At 39.4% G+C, this 24,421-nt stretch carries 20 protein-coding genes; 19 read left to right on the forward strand and 1 reads right to left on the reverse strand.

What is annotated here, in order from left to right; all coding sequences use genetic code 11:
* Positions 1 to 3 precede the first annotated feature (3 nt).
* From OCK74_RS00145 to OCK74_RS00220, 16 genes are all read left to right on the forward strand, one after another.
* The gene (locus tag OCK74_RS00145) at positions 4 to 2,355 is read left to right on the forward strand and encodes a GumC family protein (protein WP_279294945.1); all 2,352 of its coding nucleotides are present in this window, start codon (positions 4 to 6) and stop codon (positions 2,353 to 2,355) included.
* Between the two features lie 206 nt (positions 2,356 to 2,561).
* Positions 2,562 to 3,104: a transcription termination/antitermination protein NusG gene (gene nusG, locus OCK74_RS00150; protein ID WP_279294946.1), complete on the forward strand. Its 543-nt coding sequence runs from the start codon at positions 2,562 to 2,564 to the stop codon at positions 3,102 to 3,104.
* A gap of 19 nt (positions 3,105 to 3,123) precedes the next feature.
* Entirely contained in the window at positions 3,124 to 4,662 is a 1,539-nt protein-coding gene (locus tag OCK74_RS00155; protein WP_279294947.1) for a lipopolysaccharide biosynthesis protein, read from the forward strand.
* Between the two features lie 477 nt (positions 4,663 to 5,139).
* The gene (locus OCK74_RS00160) at positions 5,140 to 6,324 is read left to right on the forward strand and encodes a hypothetical protein (RefSeq protein WP_279294948.1); all 1,185 of its coding nucleotides are present in this window, start codon (positions 5,140 to 5,142) and stop codon (positions 6,322 to 6,324) included.
* Positions 6,325 to 6,404: 80 nt separating this feature from the next.
* The gene (locus tag OCK74_RS00165; protein WP_279294949.1) at positions 6,405 to 7,598 is read left to right on the forward strand and encodes a glycosyltransferase family 4 protein; all 1,194 of its coding nucleotides are present in this window, start codon (positions 6,405 to 6,407) and stop codon (positions 7,596 to 7,598) included.
* Positions 7,573 to 8,787, forward strand: a complete 1,215-nt coding sequence (locus tag OCK74_RS00170; RefSeq protein WP_279294950.1) for a glycosyltransferase — start codon at positions 7,573 to 7,575, stop codon at positions 8,785 to 8,787. The genes OCK74_RS00165 and OCK74_RS00170 overlap by 26 nt, the downstream gene beginning before the upstream one ends.
* Before the next feature lie 18 nt (positions 8,788 to 8,805).
* Positions 8,806 to 9,378, forward strand: coding sequence for a WcaF family extracellular polysaccharide biosynthesis acetyltransferase (locus OCK74_RS00175; protein WP_279294951.1), 573 nt, complete (start codon positions 8,806 to 8,808; stop codon positions 9,376 to 9,378).
* The gene (locus tag OCK74_RS00180; protein WP_279294952.1) at positions 9,375 to 10,181 is read left to right on the forward strand and encodes a glycosyltransferase family 2 protein; all 807 of its coding nucleotides are present in this window, start codon (positions 9,375 to 9,377) and stop codon (positions 10,179 to 10,181) included. The genes OCK74_RS00175 and OCK74_RS00180 overlap by 4 nt, the downstream gene beginning before the upstream one ends.
* Positions 10,182 to 10,221: 40 nt before the next feature.
* A complete protein-coding gene (locus OCK74_RS00185) occupies positions 10,222 to 11,451 on the forward strand; it encodes a WcaI family glycosyltransferase (RefSeq protein ID WP_279294953.1) in 1,230 nt (409 codons plus the stop codon).
* 75 nt (positions 11,452 to 11,526) lie between these two features.
* Entirely contained in the window at positions 11,527 to 12,639 is a 1,113-nt protein-coding gene (locus OCK74_RS00190) for an acyltransferase family protein (RefSeq protein WP_279294954.1), read from the forward strand.
* A 102-nt stretch (positions 12,640 to 12,741) separates the two neighbouring features.
* Entirely contained in the window at positions 12,742 to 14,133 is a 1,392-nt protein-coding gene (locus tag OCK74_RS00195) for an undecaprenyl-phosphate glucose phosphotransferase (protein ID WP_279294955.1), read from the forward strand.
* 36 nt (positions 14,134 to 14,169) lie between these two features.
* Positions 14,170 to 15,144 carry a type IX secretion system membrane protein PorP/SprF gene (locus OCK74_RS00200; protein ID WP_279294956.1) on the forward strand — a complete coding sequence of 325 codons (975 nt, stop codon included), beginning with the start codon at positions 14,170 to 14,172 and terminating at the stop codon, positions 15,142 to 15,144.
* 86 nt (positions 15,145 to 15,230) lie between these two features.
* Positions 15,231 to 17,213, forward strand: a complete 1,983-nt coding sequence (locus OCK74_RS00205; protein WP_279294957.1) for a T9SS type A sorting domain-containing protein — start codon at positions 15,231 to 15,233, stop codon at positions 17,211 to 17,213.
* A 663-nt stretch (positions 17,214 to 17,876) separates the two neighbouring features.
* Positions 17,877 to 19,859, forward strand: a complete 1,983-nt coding sequence (locus OCK74_RS00210) for a T9SS type A sorting domain-containing protein (protein ID WP_279294958.1) — start codon at positions 17,877 to 17,879, stop codon at positions 19,857 to 19,859.
* Between the two features lie 312 nt (positions 19,860 to 20,171).
* Positions 20,172 to 20,642 (forward strand): transcription elongation factor GreA, encoded by a 471-nt coding sequence (gene greA, locus OCK74_RS00215; protein ID WP_279294959.1) that lies wholly within the window; start codon positions 20,172 to 20,174, stop codon positions 20,640 to 20,642.
* A gap of 32 nt (positions 20,643 to 20,674) precedes the next feature.
* Complete coding sequence (locus OCK74_RS00220; RefSeq protein WP_279294960.1) at positions 20,675 to 21,064, forward strand: HIT family protein; 390 nt, start codon at positions 20,675 to 20,677, stop codon at positions 21,062 to 21,064.
* 60 nt (positions 21,065 to 21,124) lie between these two features.
* Here OCK74_RS00220 and ruvC read toward each other — a convergent pair whose 3' ends face one another.
* On the reverse strand, positions 21,125 to 21,700 hold the full coding sequence (ruvC, locus tag OCK74_RS00225) for a crossover junction endodeoxyribonuclease RuvC (RefSeq protein WP_279294961.1): 576 nt from the start codon (positions 21,698 to 21,700) through the stop codon (positions 21,125 to 21,127).
* Between the two features lie 24 nt (positions 21,701 to 21,724).
* On the opposite strand from ruvC, the gene OCK74_RS00230 reads away from it, so the two are divergent.
* Genes OCK74_RS00230 through pyrH form a run of 3 tightly spaced genes read left to right on the forward strand, consistent with a single transcriptional unit; the run spans position 21,725 to position 24,291 of the window.
* Entirely contained in the window at positions 21,725 to 22,717 is a 993-nt protein-coding gene (locus OCK74_RS00230; protein ID WP_279294962.1) for a lysylphosphatidylglycerol synthase domain-containing protein, read from the forward strand.
* Between the two features lie 37 nt (positions 22,718 to 22,754).
* Entirely contained in the window at positions 22,755 to 23,519 is a 765-nt protein-coding gene (locus OCK74_RS00235) for a DUF3108 domain-containing protein (RefSeq protein WP_279294963.1), read from the forward strand.
* A gap of 58 nt (positions 23,520 to 23,577) precedes the next feature.
* Positions 23,578 to 24,291: a UMP kinase gene (pyrH, locus tag OCK74_RS00240; RefSeq protein WP_279294964.1), complete on the forward strand. Its 714-nt coding sequence runs from the start codon at positions 23,578 to 23,580 to the stop codon at positions 24,289 to 24,291.
* Positions 24,292 to 24,421: the final 130 nt, after the last annotated feature.

Raw genomic sequence — 24,421 nt, forward strand, 5'->3', positions numbered from 1 at the left:
TGTATGCAGGAATCTACTAAACGATATGAACATGATCAATCTGATGATAACTTCTTTCGTGAAACAGTAGTGAAGTTTTTGACGTATTGGCCAGTTTTCCTGATCCTGATTATCATGAGCTTAGGGGGGGCCTGGTTATATTTAAGGAATAAGGTTTCTGTTTATGCGATCACTGCCAGTATATTAATAAAAGATGAAAAGAAAGGGTTAGGCGATTCAAAAGCATTAGAAGCACTGGACATGTTTGGGTCGAAGAAAATAGTAGAAAATGAAATAAAAGTTTTACAGTCGAAGACATTGGCCCAGGAAGTTGTCAAAAATTTGCACCTCTATTCCCCAGTTACATCTGAGGGCAAATTTTCTGATCGGTCTGCCTATATCACTTCACCCATTCAAGTGGTGGTTCAAAATCCAGACTCTCTGAAACCTTTTCAGAAAGTCTATTTTGCGTTTTACCCGCAATCTCAAGAGGTGAAAATTAATGGCAAAGCTTATGCTATTGGCAAATGGCAAGAAACGCCTTTTGGCATTATTAAATTCATATTAAATAAGAATTATCATCCTTCTGCGCAAAAGTTACGATTATATTTTACATTGATCCAAGTTAGAAAGGCTGCAAGGGAAATTACAGGCCGTATTAAAGTAACTCCTTCCAGCAAACAATCGACATTCGTTGAGTTAGGTATTGAAGATGAAGTGTCGCAAAGAGGAGAGGATATACTTAATGAATTGATTGCTGTGTATAACCGGGCGGCAATTATGGATAAGAGCTCGTTAGAGGCAAACACACTGCAATTTGTTGAGGACCGTTTGAAGTATGTTGTGAATGAGTTGGATTCTGTTGAAGGCCAGTTACAAAGTTATAAGGCACAAAACAACATCACTAATATCAGTGAACAGGGCGAAGTGTTTTTACAAACAGTAAGTGCCAATGATCAAAAAATTAACGACATCAGCATGAAATTGGCGGTGCTGGACCAGGTAGAAAATTATGTAAGAGGTAAAGAGGAAAAAGGGAACATTGTTCCCTCAACATTGGGCATTTCTGATCCTGTTTTGACGCAATTATTGGAAAAGTTGTATAGTCTTGAGGTAGAGTATGAACAGACGAAGAAAGTTGTGCCGGAAAACAATCCTACAGTAGTGGCAATGGTGGATGGCATCAAAAAGATAAAGCCGGGCATTTTAGAAAACATTACCAATCAACGAATCAGCTTGAAAGCTGCGCGGGCTGAATTGATAACTCATAATAATCACTATTTTTCCTTATTACAGGCTATTCCTAAAAAGGAACGAGAGTTACTAAGTATTAGCAGGCAACAAAGTATTAAGAACAATATTTACACATACCTCCTGCAAAAGCGCGAAGAAGCTGCACTTTCCTATGCCTCCACTGTGGCTGATAGCCGGGTTATCGATAGAGCAGAGTCATCTGAGCTACCCGTAAGCCCGAAAAAGACTACTGTTTATTTGATCAGTGTAATAATGGCTTTCGGCATTGGTGTAGGATTCATCACTTTTAAAGAATTGCTAAACCATACTGTAGTATCGCATACTGAAATTGAAAGATATACTTCAATCCCAATTTTAGGGGAAATTGTGTTTGCACAAGCGAAAAGTCCTATTGTCATTGCTGAGGGTAAGAGGACGCTCGTTGCTGAACATTTTCGTTACTTGCGGACTTCGCTCGGCTTCCTGGGCATTAATTCCAGGAAGAAGAAGATTTTAGTGACATCCAATATTTCCGGGGAAGGGAAAAGTTTTATAACTGCAAACCTGGGCATCAGTCTGTCACTAATTGGTAAAAAAGTGTGCTTGATTGAGCTTGATCTGCACAAACCTGCACTTAGTAACAAATTCGGAGTTTCAAATGATGTAGGAATAACAAATTATCTGCTTGGGCAAAATAATGCAGAGAAAATTATCCAAAGAACTGAAACTAATAACCTTTACCTGATTCCTTCTGGACCGTTACCAGCCAATCCATCAGAACTGATCCTGAATGGTAGGCTACAGGAACTGTTTGCATATCTCGAGGCTGCATTTGATTATATCCTTATAGATACCGTGCCAATAAATCCGGTTACTGATGCTCATATTTTATCGCCGCTTTGTGATGCCACTCTCTTTATTGTCCGTTATGGTTATACTCCTAAAGTATTTATACAAAGACTTGAAGAGCAGAACAGGATTAAAAGCTTAAAGAACATAGCAATCGTCTTTAACGGCATTAGGCAAAAAGGTTTCGGTAAATATGGCTATAGTCATAGTTATAGTTTTGGTTATGAGTATGTAGAAGAGGGAAAAAGTAGTGGTCAATTCAGAAGAAGGATAAGAAGCTATTTAAATGTTTAGTGTCTAAAAAGCAAATGTATGGTGGAATATAAACATGCATTTTCATTGAAACAGAATATTTGAGGTTGTAAGGTTTTTACAGCGCAATTAAGAATCTATTTGAAACTGTTTGTTAGGCTGGTAAAAACTTGCTCTGTCCAGGAAAGCTCTGTAACTGAGGTGGGCGAAGCCTGTTTAATCAATTCATTATTTTAAATCCGTATCCGATGAACAAGGAACCTCTTTGGTATGTTTTATACACAAAACCACGATGGCAAGAGAAAGTAGCTGGCCAGTTGGCCAGGAAAGGAGTAGAGCATTATTGTCCAATGAATCGACTGGTACGTCCCTGGCGTGAGAGAAAGGAATTAATACATGAACCTCTATTCAAGTCATATGTATTTGTTCGTATCAAAGAGGAAGAGCTTTTTATTATTAAGAAGACCCAAGGCGTTCTGAACTTTGTCTATTGGCTAGGTAAACCTGCCATTATCAGCAATGAGGAAATTGAAGTAATCACAAAGTTTTTAGGTGAACATAATAATGTGCAATTAGAAAAGACCGGAGTTAGCGTTCAGGATAAAATAACTGAAATGAATGGCCAATTCATGTACCAGGATGGTCAGGATATTCAGTTAACCGATAAGCTGGTGAAAGTTCAACTTCCTTCCTTAGGATACGCGCTTGTAGCACAAGTTTCCAAAGAGATTGCTAAAGTGGTTCAAATGAAGCCTGTGATGCCAAAGCAGACGCAACTGATTGCAAAATAACAAACTTCTGTTTATTGGTATGTCCACTGCATTAAGAGTTATATCAGGAAGTTCTGCCGCCTGGGCCCGCATTGGTGTTACCATGCTTTCTCAATTGGCCTTGGTACCCTTATACCTTTCACATTGGACAGTAGAGACTTATGGCATCTGGTTGGCTGTGCAGGCATTGGCTAATGTTATTTATACATTGGATTTTGGACATCAGACCTTCCTTGAATTTGAGTTTTTGCGAATAGGAAAGGACAACAGGAAGCAGTTAAGCAACTACCTTTCTTCTGGTGTTTTCATCGGTGTATGTCTCAGCATTTTTCAAGTACTGCTTATAATAATATTCTTAATAAGCGGAATGTTGCCTTCTTTGCTTGGAGAACTTGAATTGGTGGATCGATCAATACTATACGATGCTGGTATAGCATTATTGCTACAGGGAATTGTCTGGCTCATATGTACTAGTATGATAGGGTTATTTACCCGTGCTTTGGCACCTTTTGGCTATTATGCACGGATGTCATGGTGGGGGGTTCTTAATGCTGCACTTTCCATATTTGCGCCTGTAGTTGCTGTTGTCCTTGGTGCTGATCTGCTTATAACTAGTTTGGTAGCCGCTGGCGCCTCGATAGCATGTAGTGGTTTTCAATATTTAGACATATTTCATTTATTCCGCAGGGAACAAATAATTATTGGTAAACCTTCTTTGAAGCTTGGCTGGAAAAATTTGCTCTATTCTATAATAATAAGCGGTCGAAACTTACTTGAAAATACTCGTCAGCAGGGCGTACGTCTGATTTTAACTCCTCTTTCTGGTGCTGCTGGTTTGGCAGCATTTTCTACTATGCGTACCGGTGCGAATGTCGCTTTACAGGGAATGGCTTCTGTTTCAAACCCTCTTATGCCAGAGTTGATGCGGTTTTTGCATCAACGTGATCAGAAGCGCATTGAATTGGCTTTTGGTACAGTGTGGGTTGTAGTCGTGGTTATATTAGCACCGGCTGTAGTGGTGTTGCAAGCGGTCATCAAACCTCTCTATTCTATTTGGACTAGAGGGCAAATTCCTTTCAATCCATGGCTATTTGCCATGCTTTCCCAAACTGTTCTCGTATATGCGTTAGCACAACCTGCAATAGCTGTAGTAAAAGGTAACAATTTACTGAAGCCACAACTTTCAATTTCGGCATTTGCCGCCATAGTGGTGGTGGGTGGTATGTGGGTATTGGTGCCTGCTGCCGGGATCCTTGGAGCAGGAGCGTCTTTATTATTAGCAGAAGCGATCGCTGCAGCCGGTTACAAAATTGTTGCCAGTCGCTGGATGATCCAAGCAGGTTTGTCATGGCCAAGGCGTTCCTTCCATATAGTATCCAACTCTGTTTGGATTGCGGCAGGGGCCATGGGTACAATGATATGCTTTCCTCAGGTAAAATGTTTTATTCTCATTGGCTCTTTACTTCTTTTATATTGGAATGTGTGGCGGTATTGGCAGGTATTACCAGAACTTGCCACTGAACGTGCCAGGAAAATTATTGTCACTGTTCCAATAGTAAAAAAAATGTTTACTGTTTGATGAATGTTACTCATGTATCCAGATAAAAATGCAATAGCATTGAATTTTAATAGACCTGAAGCGGATTCCATTCATTTTGGACGCAAAGGCGATACAGGATTTCTCTCTAGGATTGTTCGATGGTCGTGGATCTTGCTTGTCATTTCATCGGTCTATCAATGTGTCTTTTGGTGGAGTTTTACTAATATAATCGCAGTTGGTTGTGTATCATTAGCCTGGAAAATGGTAATAAATATTTTTCTTCGTCCAGTAACGTTAAAAAAGTATACCTTATCTACTTTCTGCATCCTTGGCTATACTTGCACACAATTTTTTTTTCCGTTGGTCTTTACATCATTAGAGGGTAAAGAACTTGTATATAATTTGGAATTGCCTAATGATGTTTTTCTTCACTCAACTTTAGCACTTTTTATTCTAATAATCTCTCATGCATATTACAGAAGGCTCATTAAGCGGAACAAGTTAAGTACGAATGGTTTGCCAAAGTTACTGGAAAGATTAGGTTTGTTCGAAGTGCCATCCGATGTTCAAATTTGGTTGATGGGAATTATCGGGTTAGGTGCAATGTTTTATGTTTATTTTTATTCACCATCAATTGGTCATGAAGTTTCAGGACCGGTCGATAAATTTATCCAAGGACTTATCCCTTTCACTTATGCTCCCTTCTTTATTGCTGTCGGCCGATTGTATGGCCGGAAACAATCGCAGATAAAAGGATTACTGCCCGGGTTGGCAATATTTACTGTTTTACTTTTTGTCGTAAGCATAGGCCGAAATAGTCGTGCCGCGTTCATGTTAGGTTTTACCTCTGTTGCATTGGCATTTGGGCTAGGGCTTTTGCTTGGAGTATTCCGTACACGTCTATTCACTTTACGCAACCTGTTGATTGTTTTGATTGCATTTTGGCTTTTTGACGGTCCCGCAGCTGATCTCGGCACAGCAATGGTCTTGGTTCGGAATCAGCGTGGTGAAGTATCCAGGTCAAACCTGGTTGACCTTACCTTGGAGGCTTTTAAAGATAAAGAAGCGATTCAAGCATACAGACAGGCTGCTAGTAGTGAAGAGCTTGATTGGGATGAGCATTATTTGAATAACATTTTTCTAGCCAGGTTCTGTAACTTGAAATTCAATGATGCCAGTCTTGTAAATGCAACAAAAATCGGTGATCATGATAGTGATATGCTGAATTTTTCCTTTGATCGATTCATTGTTACCCTTCCAAATCCTATCCTTGATGCTCTGCACATTGATATAAATAAAATTGAGACCAATTCTTCTTCATTTGGAGATTATTTGTATTATAAAGCAATAGCGGATGATTCCGTTTTAGGAAGCCTTCGTTTAGGACAATTTGCAGGTACCGGGATGGCTGCTTTTGGATGGTGGTATTTGTTTTTTCTTGGACTACTCATGATCCCGCTATATTACCTGTTTGATCTATTTTCTATTAAAAGGAGCTCTATTAACTCTACGAATGGAACTACCGCGGAATTTGAATTCAGCCTGTGCGGTCTGATGGCACTTACAACGATTTTTCTTTTTTTTAATAATGAAAGTCTGATCAGTTTCAGTGTATTCTTGTTACGTGACTGGATACAACTTGTTTTTTTGTATTTTTTGGTTTCTTCTTTTACCAGGTTCTTAAATAGAATAATTAGGTAACTAATATTTAACCTTTCTACCAACTAAATAATAGGATTGAAAATAGCTTGTTCTGATTCTTATTTGAAAAGTTTCCATTTATGAATCTTGTAATTTTTACACATCCTCCTTTTCTTAGTTCTCAAAGTATGCCAAAGTATGTACAGATGTTGGCAAAAGGAATGAGGATGCGAGGTCATAAAGTTGAACTGTGGAGACCTAAGTCACGGTTTTTTTTGCTTCCATTGCCAAAGTCTATGAGAAAGTGGATGGGCTACCTTGATCAGTACATTTTATTTCCTATTGAGATAAGTCGCAGGATAAAGACTTGTTCTCGAGATACTTTATTTGTGTTTGCGGATCAGTCGCTTGGACTATGGGTGCCTCAGGTCGCAACATTACCTCATATTATTCATTGCCATGATTTTCTTGCTCAAAAATCAGCATTGGGTGAAATTCCAGAGCATGCAACAGGTTGGACAGGAAAGCAATATCAAAGATTGATTCGCCGGGGGTTTTCGAGAGGAAAGCATTTTATTTCTGTATCAGAAAATACAAGGGAGGATCTTCATCGGTTTCTTCCTTCTCCCTCCTTATCAGAAGTCATATATAATGGTTTGAACCAACCTTTTGGTCTGCAGGATGTTGAATATGCAAGAAATATATTAGCGCAAAAAACATGTTTGGATTTATCAAAAGGCTATGTACTTCATGTTGGGGGCAATCAATGGTATAAAAATCGAATCGGTGTTATTGAAATATATAATGCCTGGCGTTTTAATAGTTCTGCAAAGCTGCCCTTAATTATGATTGGTGCCTCGCCTAGCCGAGATTTGTTGCGAACCTATTCTCAATCTTCATTTAAGGATGATATTCATTTGCTCAGCGGCATTGATGATGAATTAGTCCGTATGGCTTATTCCGGAGCTTCAGTTTTACTTTTTCCTTCACTTTCTGAGGGGTTTGGTTGGCCTATCGCTGAAGCGATGGCATCAGGCTGTCCAGTTATCACTACTAACGAAGCACCAATGACAGAAGTTGCTGGTGGTGCAGGATTTCTCATTTCTCGTCGTCCCAATTGTGAAGCAGCAGTGACTTCCTGGGCAAGAGGGGCTGCCGATGTATTAAACAAGGTTGTTGAACTTTCATCAGAAGATCGTAGGGAGGTTGTGAATGCCGGGCTGAGAAATGTAAAACGATTTCAGTCGGAAGTGGCTATTTCGAACATAGAAATGATTTACAAAAAAGTACTACAAAAGTATTATTCGGATGAAAATTCTCCGTGTTATTGCTAGTATGAATCCTGAAACAGGCGGGCCGTGTGAAGGCATTCGTAATTCTATATCAGAGTTGAAAAAGTTGGGCATTCATAATGAAGTAGTTTGCCTTGATGAACCTTCTTCTTCATTTTTGGGCAATGATGCATTTCCTATTCATCCTCTTGGTCCAAAGAGAGGGCCCTGGCAATATGGCTCTAAACTTCAGCCTTGGCTGCTGAAAAACCTAAGTCGATTTGATGTAGTGATTGTACATGGACTTTGGCTTTATCACGGGTTTGCAGTTTGGGATGCTGTTCAAAAGCTTCGAAAAAGCACAGGAAAATATAATTTAAAACAAAGTCGGGGACCTCGGTTTTTTATCATGCCTCATGGCATGCTTGATCCGTACTTTCAAAAGGCTTCAAACAGGAAGCTCAAGGCAATAAGAAATTGGATCTACTGGAAAGTTATTGAAGGACGCGTTGTCAATAATGCAGAGGGTGTACTCTTTACATGTGCAGAAGAGCTGCATTTAGCACGAAAGTCATTTCGATCTTATTACCCAAAAAGGGAAATTAATATAGGGTATGGGTTGGAGAACCCACCTTGCTTCCATATGTCAATGAGTGAAGCATTCTATGAAAAGTGCCCGTTTGTAGCAGGCCGCCCTTATCTACTTTTTCTAAGCAGGATCCATCCAAAAAAAGGAGTGGATTTGTTGATCAAAGCATATGCTTCCCATATAAAGGACAACTTAAAATACAATCAACGATTTCCGCTCTTAATTATCGCTGGCCCGGGGTGCAAAACACCTTACGGACTAAAGATGCAGGAGTTGGTTGCAGAGAATCCTCAACTGCGTTTCAATGTGTTCTTCCCTGGTATGCTTACAGGTATGGTTAAGTGGGGAGCTATTTATGGGTGCGAAGCTTTTGTATTACCTAGTCACCAGGAAAACTTCGGTATTGCAGTAGTAGAGGCGTTGGCTTGTGGTAAGCCTGTACTGATTTCCAAGCAGGTGAACATTTGGCGGGAGATCGAAGGTGCTGGCGGAGGCTTTGTGGCGGAAGATACAGTTGAAGGAGTCATGGCCTTACTGGAGCGTTGGGAACGATTATCGCCAGCAGAAAGGCAAGTAATGGGACAGAGTGCCAAGGATTGTTTTGCAACCAATTTTACTATTGCACCTGTTGCAAGAAAGCTATTAAAGGCAGTTAGTATCTGAATTAAATGACTCAACAATATGCATAACCAGGATACGTATACAGGGCCATCATTTTCGCTTAAAAACAGATTGGGCAGATTGCTTTGGGGAATGGTCAGTTTTTTATTTTTTCGTTTTTCTCCTAAGTCAATGTATGCATGGCGAAGTTTTCTTCTTCGAATGTTTGGAGCAAAGGTAGGAAAAGGTGTTCACGTATATCCTAGCGTTAGCATATGGGCGCCATGGAATCTTGAACTAGGTGATGAATGTGGCATTGCTGGTGGTGTCAAATTGTATTCCCAAGGTAAAATTTCTATTGGCCGCCGTACCGTTATTTCACAGGGGACGCATTTATGTGCAGGAACACATGATTATACCCAACCTGGTTTCCCATTGATCACTAGGCCTATTCAAGTTGGAGATCATGCCTGGATTGCAGCCGAGGCATTTATTCATCCTGGGATAACGGTAGGTGCTGGTTGTGTGATCGGAGCGCGATCAGTTGTGACGAAAGATATGCCTGAATGGATGGTGTGTGCCGGTCATCCCTGCAAACCTATGATAGATAGAAAGTTATCAATTAAAGCTGATTTGTATTGCAACCAACAATGATCAGTGTTATTATTCTAACAAAAAACGAGGCAATCAATCTACCTGCTTGCTTACAATCCGTTGCCTGGTCTGATGATGTGCATGTTCTGGATTCAGGCAGCACAGATGAGACTATTGAGATTGCATACAATCATGGGGTCTCCGTTTCATCCAATCCTTTTGAAAGTTTTGCAAAGCAGAGAAATTATGCTCTGGATCATCTGCCGGTTCGTTATGAATGGATTCTTTTTCTGGATGCAGATGAGATTGTGAACGAACAATTTCGGATTGCTCTTTTTGAAGCAGTGAGCAATGCCAGAGAAAACGTAGCGGGATTTTATTGTTGCTGGAAGATGATGTTGGAAGGAAAGTGGTTGAAACATTGCGATAATTTCCCCAAGTGGCAATTCAGGTTATTACGAAAAGGTAGAGCAAAATTTACCGATTTTGGTCATGGGCAAAAGGAGGAATCTGTCATTGGCGTCATTAACTATATTAAAGTGCCTTATTTACATTATTGCTTTTCTAAAGGTTGGTCAAACTGGATGGAACGTCATAATATATATTCGTCTCATGAAGCAATGGCCCGGCTTTATAATTGTCCATCTTTCAAAAATATTTTTTCACGCCATGGCAGTGTCCGTAATGCTGCATTGAGGTGCTGGGCAAGTAGATTGCCTGGTTGGCCTATTCTGCGTTTTATACAAGCTTATTTTCTTAATCTTGGTTTTCTGGAAGGTGTGCCGGGATTTATCTACTGTGCCAATGTAAGTTATTATGAGTTCCTGATTCAAATAAAAATGAGAGAACAGCGCAATCGATAAAGCCAACAAATTATCTTTTGAAGATTCAATAGTATCCTATATGAAAAAACGATTATTGTTAATTGGTGGAAATTTCACTCCAGAGCAAACCGGTATTGGCAAATACAATGGAGAAATGATCAATTGGTTTTCTAACCGGGGGTATGATTGTACTGTCATTACAACTTCTCCTTATTATCCTCAATGGAAAGTTCAGCAACCTTATTCAAATAAGTGGTATAAAAAAGAAGTGATTAAGGGAAATAGCTCTGATATAACTGTTTATCGTTGTCCTCAATATGTACCTGGCCAGCCAAGTGGGCTAAAAAGATTGATCCAGGAAGTCTCATTTAACCTGTCATCATTGTTAAGTGTACTTAGGATACTTGCCAAAAAGAAGTTTGACTATGTAGTTACAGTGGTACCTCCGTTTTATTTAGGTCTTCATGCCGTATTGTATCGAAAGTTGAGAGGCGCCAAGTTTCTGTATCATGTGCAGGATCTGCAAATTGATGCAGCTAAAGAGTTAAACATGATTCAATCTGAAGGTTTAATCAATACCTTATTCAATGTTGAAAAGTATATACTCAAGAATGCTGATGTGGTCAGCGCTGTTTCAACAGGTATGATCAGGAAAATGAAGGAAAAAACTATGAAGGACGTAGTTTTTTCACCAAATTGGGTCGATCTGAAAAACTTTTATCCTCTGACTGGAAAAGGAAAATTGAAGCACCAGTTTGGTTTTGCTGAAGATGATAAAATCATTCTTTATTCAGGAGCCATTGGTGAGAAGCAAGGCCTGGAAATGATTCTTACTTCTGCGTCTAAGTTAAAAGCACATAAAAATTTAAAGTTTGTTATATGCGGCACAGGACCTTATAAAGATATTTTAGAAGCAACTGCTATACAAGAAAGATTGGATAATATTTGTTTTTTTCCATTGCAGCATTTAGATGGATTTAATGCTTTCCTCAACATGGCGGATGTGCATTTGGTTATTCAAAAGAAAGGTGCAAGTGATTTAGTTATGCCTTCAAAGCTCAATAACATTTTAGCCGTTGGTGGATTGGTGTTGGTTACTGCGAACCCAGGTTCTAGCCTTTATCAGGTGGTTGATGAAAATAACATTGGCATATTGGTTGAACCGGAAAATGAAGTTGAATTTACTAAAGCTCTAATAAGGATCTGTTCTATGGAGCATTCTGAAATTAAACAAAATGCTCGTAAATACGTTGAAGACCATCTTTCGATGGATGAAGTTTTGTCGAGGTTTATCAAACATTTTAATTAATTATTTTAAAGTTCCTGATCATTTCCTTAGCAGGTGAGTCCATTAATTTGAAACGTGGTAAATAAAAGTAAAAGGTTGGTAAAACTGGAAGCAGTTCGTGGCTTTGCCGCGGTTTATGTTGTACTGCACCATATTTTTTCCAAGGAATTATCTATTGGCGGAAATGATATTTCTTTTCTGTTCAGTTTTGGGCAGGAAGCCGTTATTCTTTTTTTTATGCTTTCCGGCTTTGTTATTCAATACGCATACAGTTACTCAAAAGATAAGTCATTTAGAACTTTTTTCTTAAAACGCTTGCTGCGTATTTACTTTCCCTTGATTATAGTTTTTATTGCACATTATGTATTGTCTTCTATCTCTCTAAACGGATTTCGACCGATAAACTGGTGGACGTTTTGGGGCAATATATTTATGTTGCAGGACATATCGTTTCTGAAACCTAATGTAATCTGTGAACCTTTTCTGGGTAATTCTCCTTTGTGGTCTTTATCCTATGAATGGTGGTTTTACATGTTATTCTTTTTCCTAGTCAATAAACTAAAGGAAAGATCATCTGCAGTTGTCTATATTATAGGTGCAATTGCTGCTTTAACCTATCTGGTACACCCAAATTTCCTTAATAGAGTGCTCATGTACCTGGTGATATGGTGGGCAGGGGTTGACATGGCGAAATTGTATCTGAATAAAGTTGAGATTACGGTTAAAAATTTAAAAACACCTTTGGTGATTATGGTATTACATGTTTTTATTCTAATACTAAATGTAGTACTTCATAAAAATAGCAGTTTCAGTATTGGCGTTAGTCCCTTTTTAGAATTAAGACACTTTTCATTTGCTATAATATCTATTCTTTTAGCAATTCTTTGGAAGAAAATGAAATGGGTTGGATTTAAACAAACGTTAGGAATATTTGAACCGGTCGCACCCATTTCATTTGGTATTTATATTTCACACTGGTTCTTGATCATTCAGGCTGATTACTTGGATACAATAATCAGTAATGAACTTTGCAGATTGTGTGTCTATAGTTTTGTCTGCATCTTGTTTTCTTATTTTATCGAGTGCCTTATTTTTAAACGCTTTAGTAATTGTATATTGAATAAAATTAACATCATTAATGTTGAATCAAGTTGTGCTTCGTTTCAGACAACAAACTTGCCATTTAATAGTTTGCGGCAAGTTGGATAATAAAAAGCTGTTTAGACAAGATCGTCCTTAAATTATTTTCTGCGATATTATTTCAAAATTATTGTTGGAGTAAGCGTAATATTTCCATTTTATTGATTGCTTATGAATAAACGATTTCTGCGCCTGAAGCAGTTTTGTGTTTTTGGGTTGGACCTGATTTCATTGAACGTACTCATCATGCTGCAGCAATTTGGGATGCTGTGGTTTGAAACGTTTTCTAATAGCCAAGAGTATACCCGTTTGAATCTGTGGCTAAATACTTCCTGGTTGGTTGTACTGATCGCGGGCAACCTATATAGTGAAAAGTATATTTCTTCATTTGAATTATTTTTCAGGCGCACCATACATACGTATTTCTTTTGGCTTGTGCTTGTACTTGTTTATTTGTTCTTTGCTCATCAATTTAAACTATCTCTGTCCTTTGTAGCATTTTTGTTGTGCAGTCAGGGAGCTATGCTTCTGGTCAACCGCTGCATTTACCTAGTTGTACGTTCCTATCTCTGCCACTATCAATATTTTACTCGTAGGGTGTTGATCCTGGGCTATAATGATACCGCTAAAAAGTTAGTTTCTTATCTGGAAGAAGAAAATGAACGTATTCAAATTCTTGGCTTTTGCGAAGAAGCAGAGCATATACAGGAGTTAACACATTATCCCATTTTGGGTCCGCTTGAAAAAGCCATGGAGTTATCAGAACAGATGAAGGTAGATGAAATCTTCTCAACCATTGCTCCGGAACATGATTTGGGAATTTACCAACTCATGCAACAGGCTAATCAGTGCTGTATTCGATTCAAAGTAATACCCGACCTGAGTCTGTTTATGAATCATTCTTTCCATATCGATTACCTGAATGATATGCCAGTACTCTGCTTACGCAGAGAACCTTTAGATGAGGCAGGAAACCGGATCTTAAAAAGATTATTTGATATAGTTGTAAGTCTGTTTGTAGTCATATTTATTCTGCCATGGCTGGTTCCAGTTGTTGGCCTTCTCATCTGGATTGAGTCCCCTGGACCTATATTCTTTAAACAAAAGCGTACAGGCAGAAATAATAAACAATTTCAGTGTTTGAAGTTCCGGAGTATGAAGATAAATAATGATGCTGATATGAAACAGGCAACACAAAATGATGAACGACTAACAAAAGTTGGAAGCTTTCTAAGGAGAACAAGTCTGGATGAATTTCCTCAGTTTCTCAACGTATTAATTGGAAATATGAGCGTAGTCGGTCCCAGACCTCACATGTTGAAACATACTAATGATTATTCGAAACTCATCCAAGAATATATGGTCCGACAGTTTGTGAAACCTGGCATGACTGGCTGGGCTCAAGTAAATGGTTACCGGGGAGAAATCAAAACATTACAGCATATGAAAAGACGTGTAAATTATGATCTCTGGTATGCTGAAAACTGGAGTATGTGGCTTGATATAAAGATTGTTTTTTTTACCATGGTCGTTATGATAAAGAGTGATCAAAATGCATGCTGAGTAGGTACTAATTGTTTATAAAGTATAATCGTTACAATGAAAATGTTGGCTGTTTTAACAGCACTGTTGTGCACTTTGTGTATTGTCTCACAAGCCCAGGATGCTAAGTATTCGCAATACGAAGGCGCTCCGCTGATGGTGAATCCCGCACTAACTGGAAAGTTTTCAGGCAAAGCGCGGATAGGTGTACTCGGTAGTTATCAGAGTGTTAAGCCCGCCGTGTTGTTTCATGCAACTGGTTTTGCTGATGTTAAGTTAGAAAACAAAACAGGTTTTTGGGGAATAGGCGTAAGCTATTATCAAAACTTTCATCCTGATTTTGCATTAACAGGAAAATTTCTGGCATTCTCACTTGCACAACATTTAGGCTCTGATCATGATAAGTTTACCTGGGAGCTTAGTAAGCACCAATTCAGTCTGGGTGCTCAGGTTACTTTGGCTCAAGGTGTAGTAGACCGTAGCAGGCCCTATTATGAAGAAGGTTTGTCGGGTGGAGGGTTTTACATTAAATATGATAGCGTTTTTAAGGGTAAGACAGACTATGCAGATGTAAACACCGGAGTTTGTTACACTTATAATGGAGATGATGTAACCTTAGAAGCAGGTATTGGCATCTATCACATTTTTGGTCCAGGCAATAGTTTTGATCATAAGGGTACTGGGTATTTGGGTCGCAGAGTAGATTTTACAGGTAATGCTATCATTTACCTTAGTGCCTATACCAAGTTGCATCTTACAAGTATGACGTGGCGAGAAACTTTACATTGGAGAACATCATCACCAAGGCAGCAGGAAATCAGCGCGTTGTTGGGTGCAATGATAGAATCTTCGGACAAAATCAATACAACATTTTTCTATGGAGTGAGCACAAGATCAGTAAATACTATTTTGATCAAAGCAGGTATTGGCTTTAAGAATAAACTGCGCATGATGACTTCATATGAGTGTCCATTAAATCCTTCTTATTATAATGTAAGACGGTCTGAATTGTCATTGACCAAAACTTTTTAAATATAGATGTCATTTTTAGTGTAGTTCTATTCTGCTTTTGGGCCTATTTTATAATAGGTGTTACTTCATTTATAAAATCCAATTTAATGAAACCAACTTTTCTTATTCCTTCCTTATTTCTGTGTGCGAGTCTACATGCCCAATATCTTAAGCCCGTTGTCAATGCTAATTTTGGCGCGGATGCAGAATTAATAGCTAATTCATGTAAAAAAGATAGTGTGGTTGCTAGTGATGACTGGTTTTCTGATGGTACCAATAGTACCATTACTGGAGCAGGCACTTTAATCATCGATACCACTGGCGCTGCTGCGATGGCTGCACGTTATGCAATCGATCCTGATTTTCGTAAGTTGTCTTTTTACCGTTCCATGCGTTTTCCGGCTTATTCCCTATTGCTTAACCGCCAGCTGATTGATGGAGTATTCCTCCGTGATCATCATGGCTCTGATTCTACAGCCTTTACAATAGGTGCCAATAAAAATGGTATGAGTCCTGCCGACTGGAGTACGCCAAATGCACAGACGATGTCTGATATAAGTGATATTGAAGATGTGTTCGTGCACGTCAGAAGATCGGGAAATACTTCCAATCATCACTTGTGGCTGTTTGGTGGTGTCAACATTATAGGTACAACTGGTAACCGTTATTTTGACCTAGAAATGTACCAAACTGATATTTCTTATGATCATGCTAGCGGAAAATTTATCAATTATGGTCCTGATGAAGGGCATACTTCCTGGACTTTTGATACACAGGGGAAGGTCAGCAGTTCGGGAGATGTCATTTTTACTTTGGAATATAGCACTGCAGCCCTTACATCTTTGGAAGCCCGGATCTGGGTGAACAAAAATGATCTGAGTATCACTCCAGCAGCTTTCGATTGGGTAAAGGATAGCCAAGGGAAGATTGTTTATGACAGTGCCTCGACAAGTTCACAATACGTTTATGCTGCTATCAAACCTAATACGACAGGCAATTTTTACTCTGGCGTGCAATCAAATGCTGGTACCTGGTCAGGCCCCTTCAAGTTTATTGACGCCAGTAACAATGTACTGGACAATTTTACTGGCGTTGAATTTATGGAGTTTTCGGTCAACCTGACCAAGTTAGGATTAGATTCTACTACTTTATGGGGGAACTCTGCATGTAATTTTCCATTTAAAAGAGTGTTGGTAAAATCCAGGACTTCCACTTCCTTTAGTTCTGAGTTAAATGATTTTGTAGGACCTTACCCGTTCTTTACGGTTCCAAGGGTTGATGCGCAGGCTGAAACATCCATGCTTTGTAACACAAATGGCATCAGTAAGATCAATGTGCTCAATCCTTATGCAACATCCATCTATACGTGGTCCACGCCAGATGGTAATATTATCAATGAAACACAACCAACTTCTATTTATGTGAATAAGCCAGGCATGTACATCGTAACCCAGCAATTGATGAATGGGTGTGGAGCTTATGCGAGGGATACAATCACTGTGTTAAATGATCCAAGCTGTGTTGTCCTCGACGTTAAGGATATCCAACTGAAGGTAAGGCTTATGGAAGGGAAGCCTTTGCTGGAGTGGACGTCAGCAATAAATGATAAAACCAGGTATTACGAAGTGCAAAGAAGTATTGATGGCAAATCGTACCAAACCATTTATGTTCAGAAAAATAGTGAGCCAGGTGCTGTTCAGAAGTCTTATTCCTATTTGGATCATAAGGTGCCAATGGAAACCCTTAAAGTGTCTTATCGCATAAAGGCAATAATGTCCAATGAAGAATTTATTAGTTCATCGATTCTGGTTCCACTTGCTTATTCTGTAAAGTTGACTGTATACCCCAACCCTGCATACCAGAATGTGAATGTTTCTATTTTTTCAGAGAAACAGCAAAAAGCAGTGGCAACAATCGTGAGTGCTGCAGGCATTACGGTTTACCAGCAAGACCTTTCTTTAAAGCAGGGAGCCAATGTTTTCACTTTGACTAAAAACAATTCCTGGACGCCCGGGCTTTATATTGTGCGGATCACATCTGCAGAAGGTATCCAGTGGCAAAAACTTGTCATACAAAACGACAAGCCATGAAATAATGCATTTGAGCAGTAAACCATTGGTGATTGAATAGAAGGGTGCTAACCAAATTGTCGCAGTAGATGAAAAATGACGAATAGGGGGTAGAGACGCATTCTATGCGTCTCTACAGCACCTAGTGATATTTTGTGAAATTTAAGCAGGCTTTCTTTTAGTTGTCGTTAATGTTAAAGTAATCCGGCCACCATTCTCCATTCCTGCCCCTCGTACATCGTACTTTACCCATCGCAATTTCACTTTCTCTAATAGTTTACCCGTAGCTGTTTTAAGGTAACAAGTGCGTAATAAACTAGTGTTTCATGTTATTGATTTTGGCAAGAAACATAGATAATTTTATTTAAAATTTAAACCTTATGAAAACATTTAATTTTTACTCAATTGTTGCATTATTCTTCTCTTGCTTTGTTTTAACTTTTAAACAACTGCAGCATTCGAAAGCTCTGTAACATGCAAAAAAGCTTTGATTATTGACAAATGCATTGTTAGGTTAGCAGAGACAGTATTGCAATAATCTGGTCAGCTTCTATACTATAACATATAAATTCAAATAAATGATTGTTCTTCCAAGCCTCTATAGCAATGTGGCATTATGGATTAATGATTACTCATAGCTCGTTTATGTGTTTCACGAACTTATTATCCTTATAAACCAATTATATGAGAAAGCCCTTATTCTTTCTTTTATTCTTATTTCTGTGTACGAGTCTGCATGCGCAGTATATATATCCAGTTGTCAATGCTAATTTTGGTGCGGATGCAGAATTAATAGCTAATTCATGTAAAAAAGATAGTGTGGTTGCTAGTGATGACTGGTTTTCTGATGGTACCAACAAAAACATTACTGGCGCAGGCACTTTTATCATCGATACCACTGGCGCTGCTGCAATGGCTGCACGCTATGCCATTGATCCTGCATATCGTAAGTTGCCCTTTTACCGCCCAATGCGTTTCCCATCTTATTCGCTATTGCTTAACCGCATGTTGATTGATGGAGTACTCATCCGGGATTATCATGGCCCCGATTCTACTACTTTTACCACTGGTAGTAAAAATGGAATGAGCCCAGCCGACTGGACCGCTCCTGTTGAACAGTCGGTGCCTGATAAAAATGATATCGAAGATATGTTCGTGCACGTCAGAAGATCGGGACCGACGACCAGTTATGACCTGTGGCTGTTTGGCGGTATCTCCATAATAGGTATTACCGGTAACCGCTATTTTGACTTTGAAATGTACCAGACCGATATTTTTTATAGTCGTGCCAGTAGGAAATTTATCAACTATGGTCCCGATGAAGGGCATACCTCTTGGACCTTTGACGCCCAGGGAAATATTTTAAAGCCAGGCGACATCATTTTTACCGCAGAATACAGTACTGCTTCTCTTACCTTTATTGAAGCCCGGATCTGGGTGAATAAAAATGACTTAAATATCACACCGGCTGCTTTTAATTGGGCAAAGGACGGCTCGGGAAACTTTATATATGATGGTGCCTCTGCAAGTTCACAATATGTTTATGCTTCTATCAGGCCCAAAACAACAGGCAGCTTTTACTCTGGAGTGCAATCAAGTGCTGGTACCTGGGCCGGTCCGTTCAAGTTTTTGGACGCCGGAAACAATATACTTGACAATTTTACCGGAGGGGAATTTTTGGAGTTTTCTGTAAACCTGACCAAGTTAGGATTAGATCCTGTTACCCTGTTGGGTGGTAGCGCCTGCGGTCTACCCTTCAGAAGAATATTGGCAAAGACCAGGACTTCCACTTCTTTTAGTTCGTCGTTAAAGGATTTTGTTGGCCCATTTGATTTCTTTTTGTCGCCTGAAGTTGAAGCGGCGGCAGAGACATCCATACTTTGTACTACAAATGGTATCAGTAAGATTAATGTGCTCAATCCTTATGCAACATCCGTCTACACCTGGTCAACACCTGATGGTAATATTTTGACCAGGAAAGACAGCACTTCTATCTATGTGAATAGTCCCGGTACGTATATTGTAAATCAGCAACTGATGAACGGTTGCGGAGTTTATGCCTCCGACACCATCAACATCATCTATGATCCCCATTGTACCGTACTGGATTCCAAGGACATCCGCCTGAATGGCAACTTCGTAGGTGGCAAGGCTGCACTGAACTGGGCCTCTATCATCAATGGGAAAGCAAAATATTATGAAGTGCAAAGAAGCTTTGATGGAAAGACTTACCAAACCATCGCTGTGGTAACAAATGCTGATCCCAATGCTACCCAGAAGGCTTATTCCTATGGAGATGGCTCGGTGCCAGCAGATGCCCAGAAGGTTTTTTATCGCATCAGGGCCGTGATGGATGGCAGTGAGTTTACAAGTACTCCTCTGCAGCTTCAGCTTCCTTATTCTCTGAAACTGTCGGTATATCCTAATCCGGCTTTCCAAAAAGCACAGATTTCTATTTTTTCAGATAAACAGCAAAATGTGGACTTATCAATTGTAAGTGCTGCAGGTAAAACGGTTTACTGGAAAAGCGTTGCTGCAAGGAAAGGTGAAAATGTAATCAACCTGGATGATATCGGAGCCTGGACGCCTGGGATGTATATTGTACGCATTGCGTCCCTTACTGACGTCAAATGGCAAAAAATAATCATACAAAATCGCAAATTTTAGATGGTTTTTACCTAATGTCTTGAAAGTTCACCCCCAATCATTTTTTATAAAAAGGTAATATTATTATCTTTACATCACTACTATGCAACGCTTCAGTTTATGAACTGGAGCGTTGCTATTTTTTTCGTCTGTACCTGAACAAATGTTTCCACTAAGCGATAGTGTGCAAATGGTTGTGAACTTTTATAAATCGCAACTTGTTCGGAATCAGACCGGAAAACTTAGGTAAAATCAATTTTTAACAAAAAACTAATATCCCTGGTACTGAAACAGGCATTGGGGTAAATTTTTATTTATTTAAAAGGAGTTTGTATGAGTATTCAGTATGTTACTAAGGATACACTAGAACAAATGAGATCAGAATTGCAACATTTAAAGGGGGTTGAACGGCCAGCTGCTTCAAGGGCAATTGCTGAGGCGAGAGAAAAAGGCGACTTGAAAGAAAATGCCGAATATGATGCAGCTAAAGAAGCTCAGGGACTACTCGAAGCAAAGATTGCAAGACTGGAAGGGCAGATTGCCACTGCCCGTATCGTTGATGAGAACAGGGTAGATACCAGCAAGGTTTCCATTTTAACCAAGGTTAGACTGATTAACCTGAACACTAAAAAAGAAGTTACCTATAAGATCGTTAGTGAGAAGGAAGCTGATCTGAAAGCTGGAAAAATTTCGGTTTCATCTCCAATAGGAAAGGGATTGCTGGGTAAACAAATTGGTGATATTGCAGAAGTTGTTGTACCAGCAGGTGTGTTGAAATTTAAAGTGGAGGAGATCAGTATATAATTTGCTCATTTTCAAATTATTAAATTAAACTGATGACCATTTTTTCCAAAATCATAGCAGGGCAAATTCCAAGTTTTAAGATCGCCGAAAACGAAAAGTTTTTTGCTTTCCTGGATATTTCTCCCCTTCGCGAAGGCCATACATTGGTTATTCCCAAAACCGAAGTTGATAATTTATTTGACCTCAGCGATGACTATTTGTCCGAATTACTGGTATTTGCCCGCCCCATTGCAAAGGCAATTGAAAAAGCTTTTCATTGTAATCGCTGTGGTATTGAGGTGATTGGCCTGGACGTGCCCCATGCACACGTGCATTTGATCCCCATCAACAGTGCCAATGATCTTAACTTCACGCAGCATAAGCCAAAAGCTTCTGACGAGCAACTGAAGAAAGTGCAGGAGCTGATTTTACAACATCTTTAAGAATTGAGTCATTTAAAAATGAAAAAGGTCTAAAATTGAACTTTTAGACCTTTTTCATTTTTAAACCACCCTCTCCGGGTTGGCCTCAATAAATTTACCCCAACCACTTTTCGAAGTTCTTTTCGCTACTGATGTTTTTGTCGCATAGGGCCTTTGGGATGTAAAATGATGACAAATGGCTACTGCCAAAGCATCGGTGGCATCAAAGTATTTAGGTTTGTCAGGAATTGAAGTAATGCGCTGCAGCATTTGCCATACTTGTTCTTTATCGGCATTACCATTACCCGTAATGGATTGCTTCACTTTTTTAGGAGAGTATTCTGTAACCGGAATATTTCCTGTCATAGCAGCGGCAATAGCTACGCCCTGTGCTCTTCCTAGTTTCATCATACTCTGAACGTTTTTGCCAAAGAATGGCGATTCAATGGCAAATTCATTGGGCCGGTAATGTGCCACCAATTCACATACTTTTTGATGAATTAGTTGCAGCCGCAGGTAGTTGTCCTTTTTGGAAGAAAGTTTCAGTACATCAATGTCGGTTACAGTAATGGTATTGTCACAAATCTCGATAACACTGTAACCCATTACAAGAGTTCCAGGGTCAATACCTAATATGATTTTATTCTTCTTTTGCAAGGACGTGATTATTTTTACTGCTTCATGCAGCGGAACAAAAATATCAAAATCTTCATCAATTATTTTTTAGGTCCTATTTTGTTCCTCTGGCTGGCATTCTCCATATACCGGCAAATTGAAGCCCAGCCTCAGCTTGAAGCTTCCTGGCTGCACATAAAACAAGCCATAAAGTCTTATCGATTGTGGTATTTATTAGCAGCTGTAGTGCTTATTTTTTTCAATTGGGCGATTGAAGCCTGGAAATGGAAACTGTCCATTGCTTCATTTTACGATGTCGGATTCTGGTCTGCATTTAAAGCGATCTTGTGTGGTGTATCCTTTTCTGTAACCACACCCAACAGGGTTGGAGAATATTTTGGCCGCATGAGGTACCTGCCTGACGGCAGCCGGTTAAAAAGCATTTCAGTAACGCTGGTGGGTAGTTGGAGTCAATTGCTGGTTACTGTTTTTACCGGGATGATTGCGTTTATTTTTTTAAAGGCGGATCTTTTAAAAGCGCAGTACGTTAGCGAAGTCTTCTATGAGTTTATCCTTTTTAGCATTTTTGCTGGTGGTTTAACGTTAACTCTACTTTACTTTCAAACTGCTTTTATAGGAAAATTGTTGGAAAAATGGTTGCAGCAAACACGCTTTCTGTACCTGGTGCAAACTTTAGGAACATTTGAAATACAACTGTTAATAAAATTATTATTGCTCTCTTTTTTGCGCTACCTTGTTTTTGTAAGCCAATATTATTTGCTTTTTGCTTTGTTTGGCGTGCTTGTGCCAGTGACAATTGTCTGGAATGTTTTGGCTCTTTTATTCCTGACGCTGGCCGTCATTCCGTCTATATCTTTAGTAGAGGTTGGACTTAGAGGAGAAATCAGTTTGCAGCTGATGGGGTTATATAGTGCAAATAGCCTCGGGGTGGGACTTACATCGGTCACCATTTGGTTCCTAAACCTGGTGTTACCTGCCATTATAGGTAGTATCTTATTTTTGGGCATTAAACTTTTCAAAGGAGAAAATGAAGTTTAATAAATACGTTTTTTTATTTTTTATTAGTGTTTTGTGCATGTCTATGCAAGCTGCTGCCCCGTTGAATGATAACTTTTGCGGTGTCCGTAACAAAGCATTTAAAGCTGGCGAGCAAATCTATTATACAGTTTATTATTCCGTAGCTGGCTTGTATGTTAATGCTGGAACTGCTGTATTTTCTGCTACACTTGAACGCCTGAACGGAAACCCGGTATATCACTTAAAGGGTGAAGGAAGGACCAATCCTTCTTACGACTGGATATATAAGGTAAGGGATCTTTATGAAAGTTACATAGATACAGCTTCATTGCAACCCCTGAAATTTATCCGGGATGTAAATGAAGGTGGTTATAAGAAGTTTGAGACAATTACATTTAACCACAATGCCAATACTGCAGTTACTAATAAAGGCGTTTTTAAAGTGCCCGACTGCGTACAGGATGTACTGAGTGCCATTTATTATGCCCGGAACATCAACTTCAATAAATATAAGGCAGGGGACAAGATCCCGTTCAGTATGTTCCTGGGTGATGACGTTTTTAATATGTACGTCCGTTATCTGGGCAAAGAGGAAGTAAAAACCAAATACGGTAGGTTCAGAGCTATAAAGTTCAAACCTCTCTTGATTGAAGGCACTATTTTTTCAGGAGGTGAAAAAATGACGGTCTGGGTCACTGACGACGAAAATAAAATACCAGTGCGTATTGAAAGTCCTATCGTGGTTGGTGCAGTTAAAGTTGATATGATGAGCTATAAAAACAGTCGCTATCCCATAACAGCATTGATAAAAATGAGAGATTAAATCCTCGTTCTGACATTCCCCAAAAAATCCGTTCTTTGCAGCCGAAAAAACAATCCTCATGCTACCTAAGTATAAAAGAATTCTGCTAAAACTTTCCGGTGAGTCATTAATGGGTGATAAGAGCTTCGGAATGGATGCCGGTGTCATCAGTCAATATGCACACGATATCAAGTCCATTGTTGATTTAGGCGTTCAAGTGGCTATTGTTATTGGCGGGGGTAATATTTACCGTGGTATGAACGAAGCTGAGACCGGGATTGAAAGGGCTCATGGAGACTATATGGGAATGCTGGCTACAGTGATCAACGGTATGGCACTACAGGCTGGATTAGAGAAAATTGGCGTTTATACCCGCCTGCAAAGTGCTATTAAAATGGAACAAATAGCCGAACCTTATATTCGTCGCAGGGCCATTCGTCACCTGGAAAAGGGTAGGGTCGTGATTTTTGGTGCAGGAACAGGTAACCCCTATTTTACCACTGATACGGCTGGTTCTCTGAGGGCAATTGAAATAAAAGCTGATGTGATCATGAAAGGAACCAGGGTAGATGGAATTTACACGGCAGATCCGGAAAAGGATCCTACTGCTACAAAATATGGCCATATCACTTTTGCTGAGTGTATCTCTAAAAACCTGAGAGTGATGGACATGACCGCCTTTACACTTTGTATGGAAAATACGCTGCCTATTGTGGTATTTGATATGAACACTCCTGGAAACCTGAAGAGAGTGGTAACAGGCGAGAAAGTTGGAACGCTGGTAAAAGGCTAATAAGGTGATTGGACATTATTCGAGCCCCGTTGCATATGGATGTGCCGGGGCTTTTTTACAAATAGCTGATCATAATCAATGCTTAATAAGGCAGAATAACAGGAAATTGCACCTTCTTTAACCTCAACCT

This window comes from Paraflavisolibacter caeni, assembly GCF_025628885.1.
Taxonomy (GTDB): Bacteria; Bacteroidota; Bacteroidia; order Chitinophagales; family Chitinophagaceae; genus Flavisolibacter; species Flavisolibacter caeni.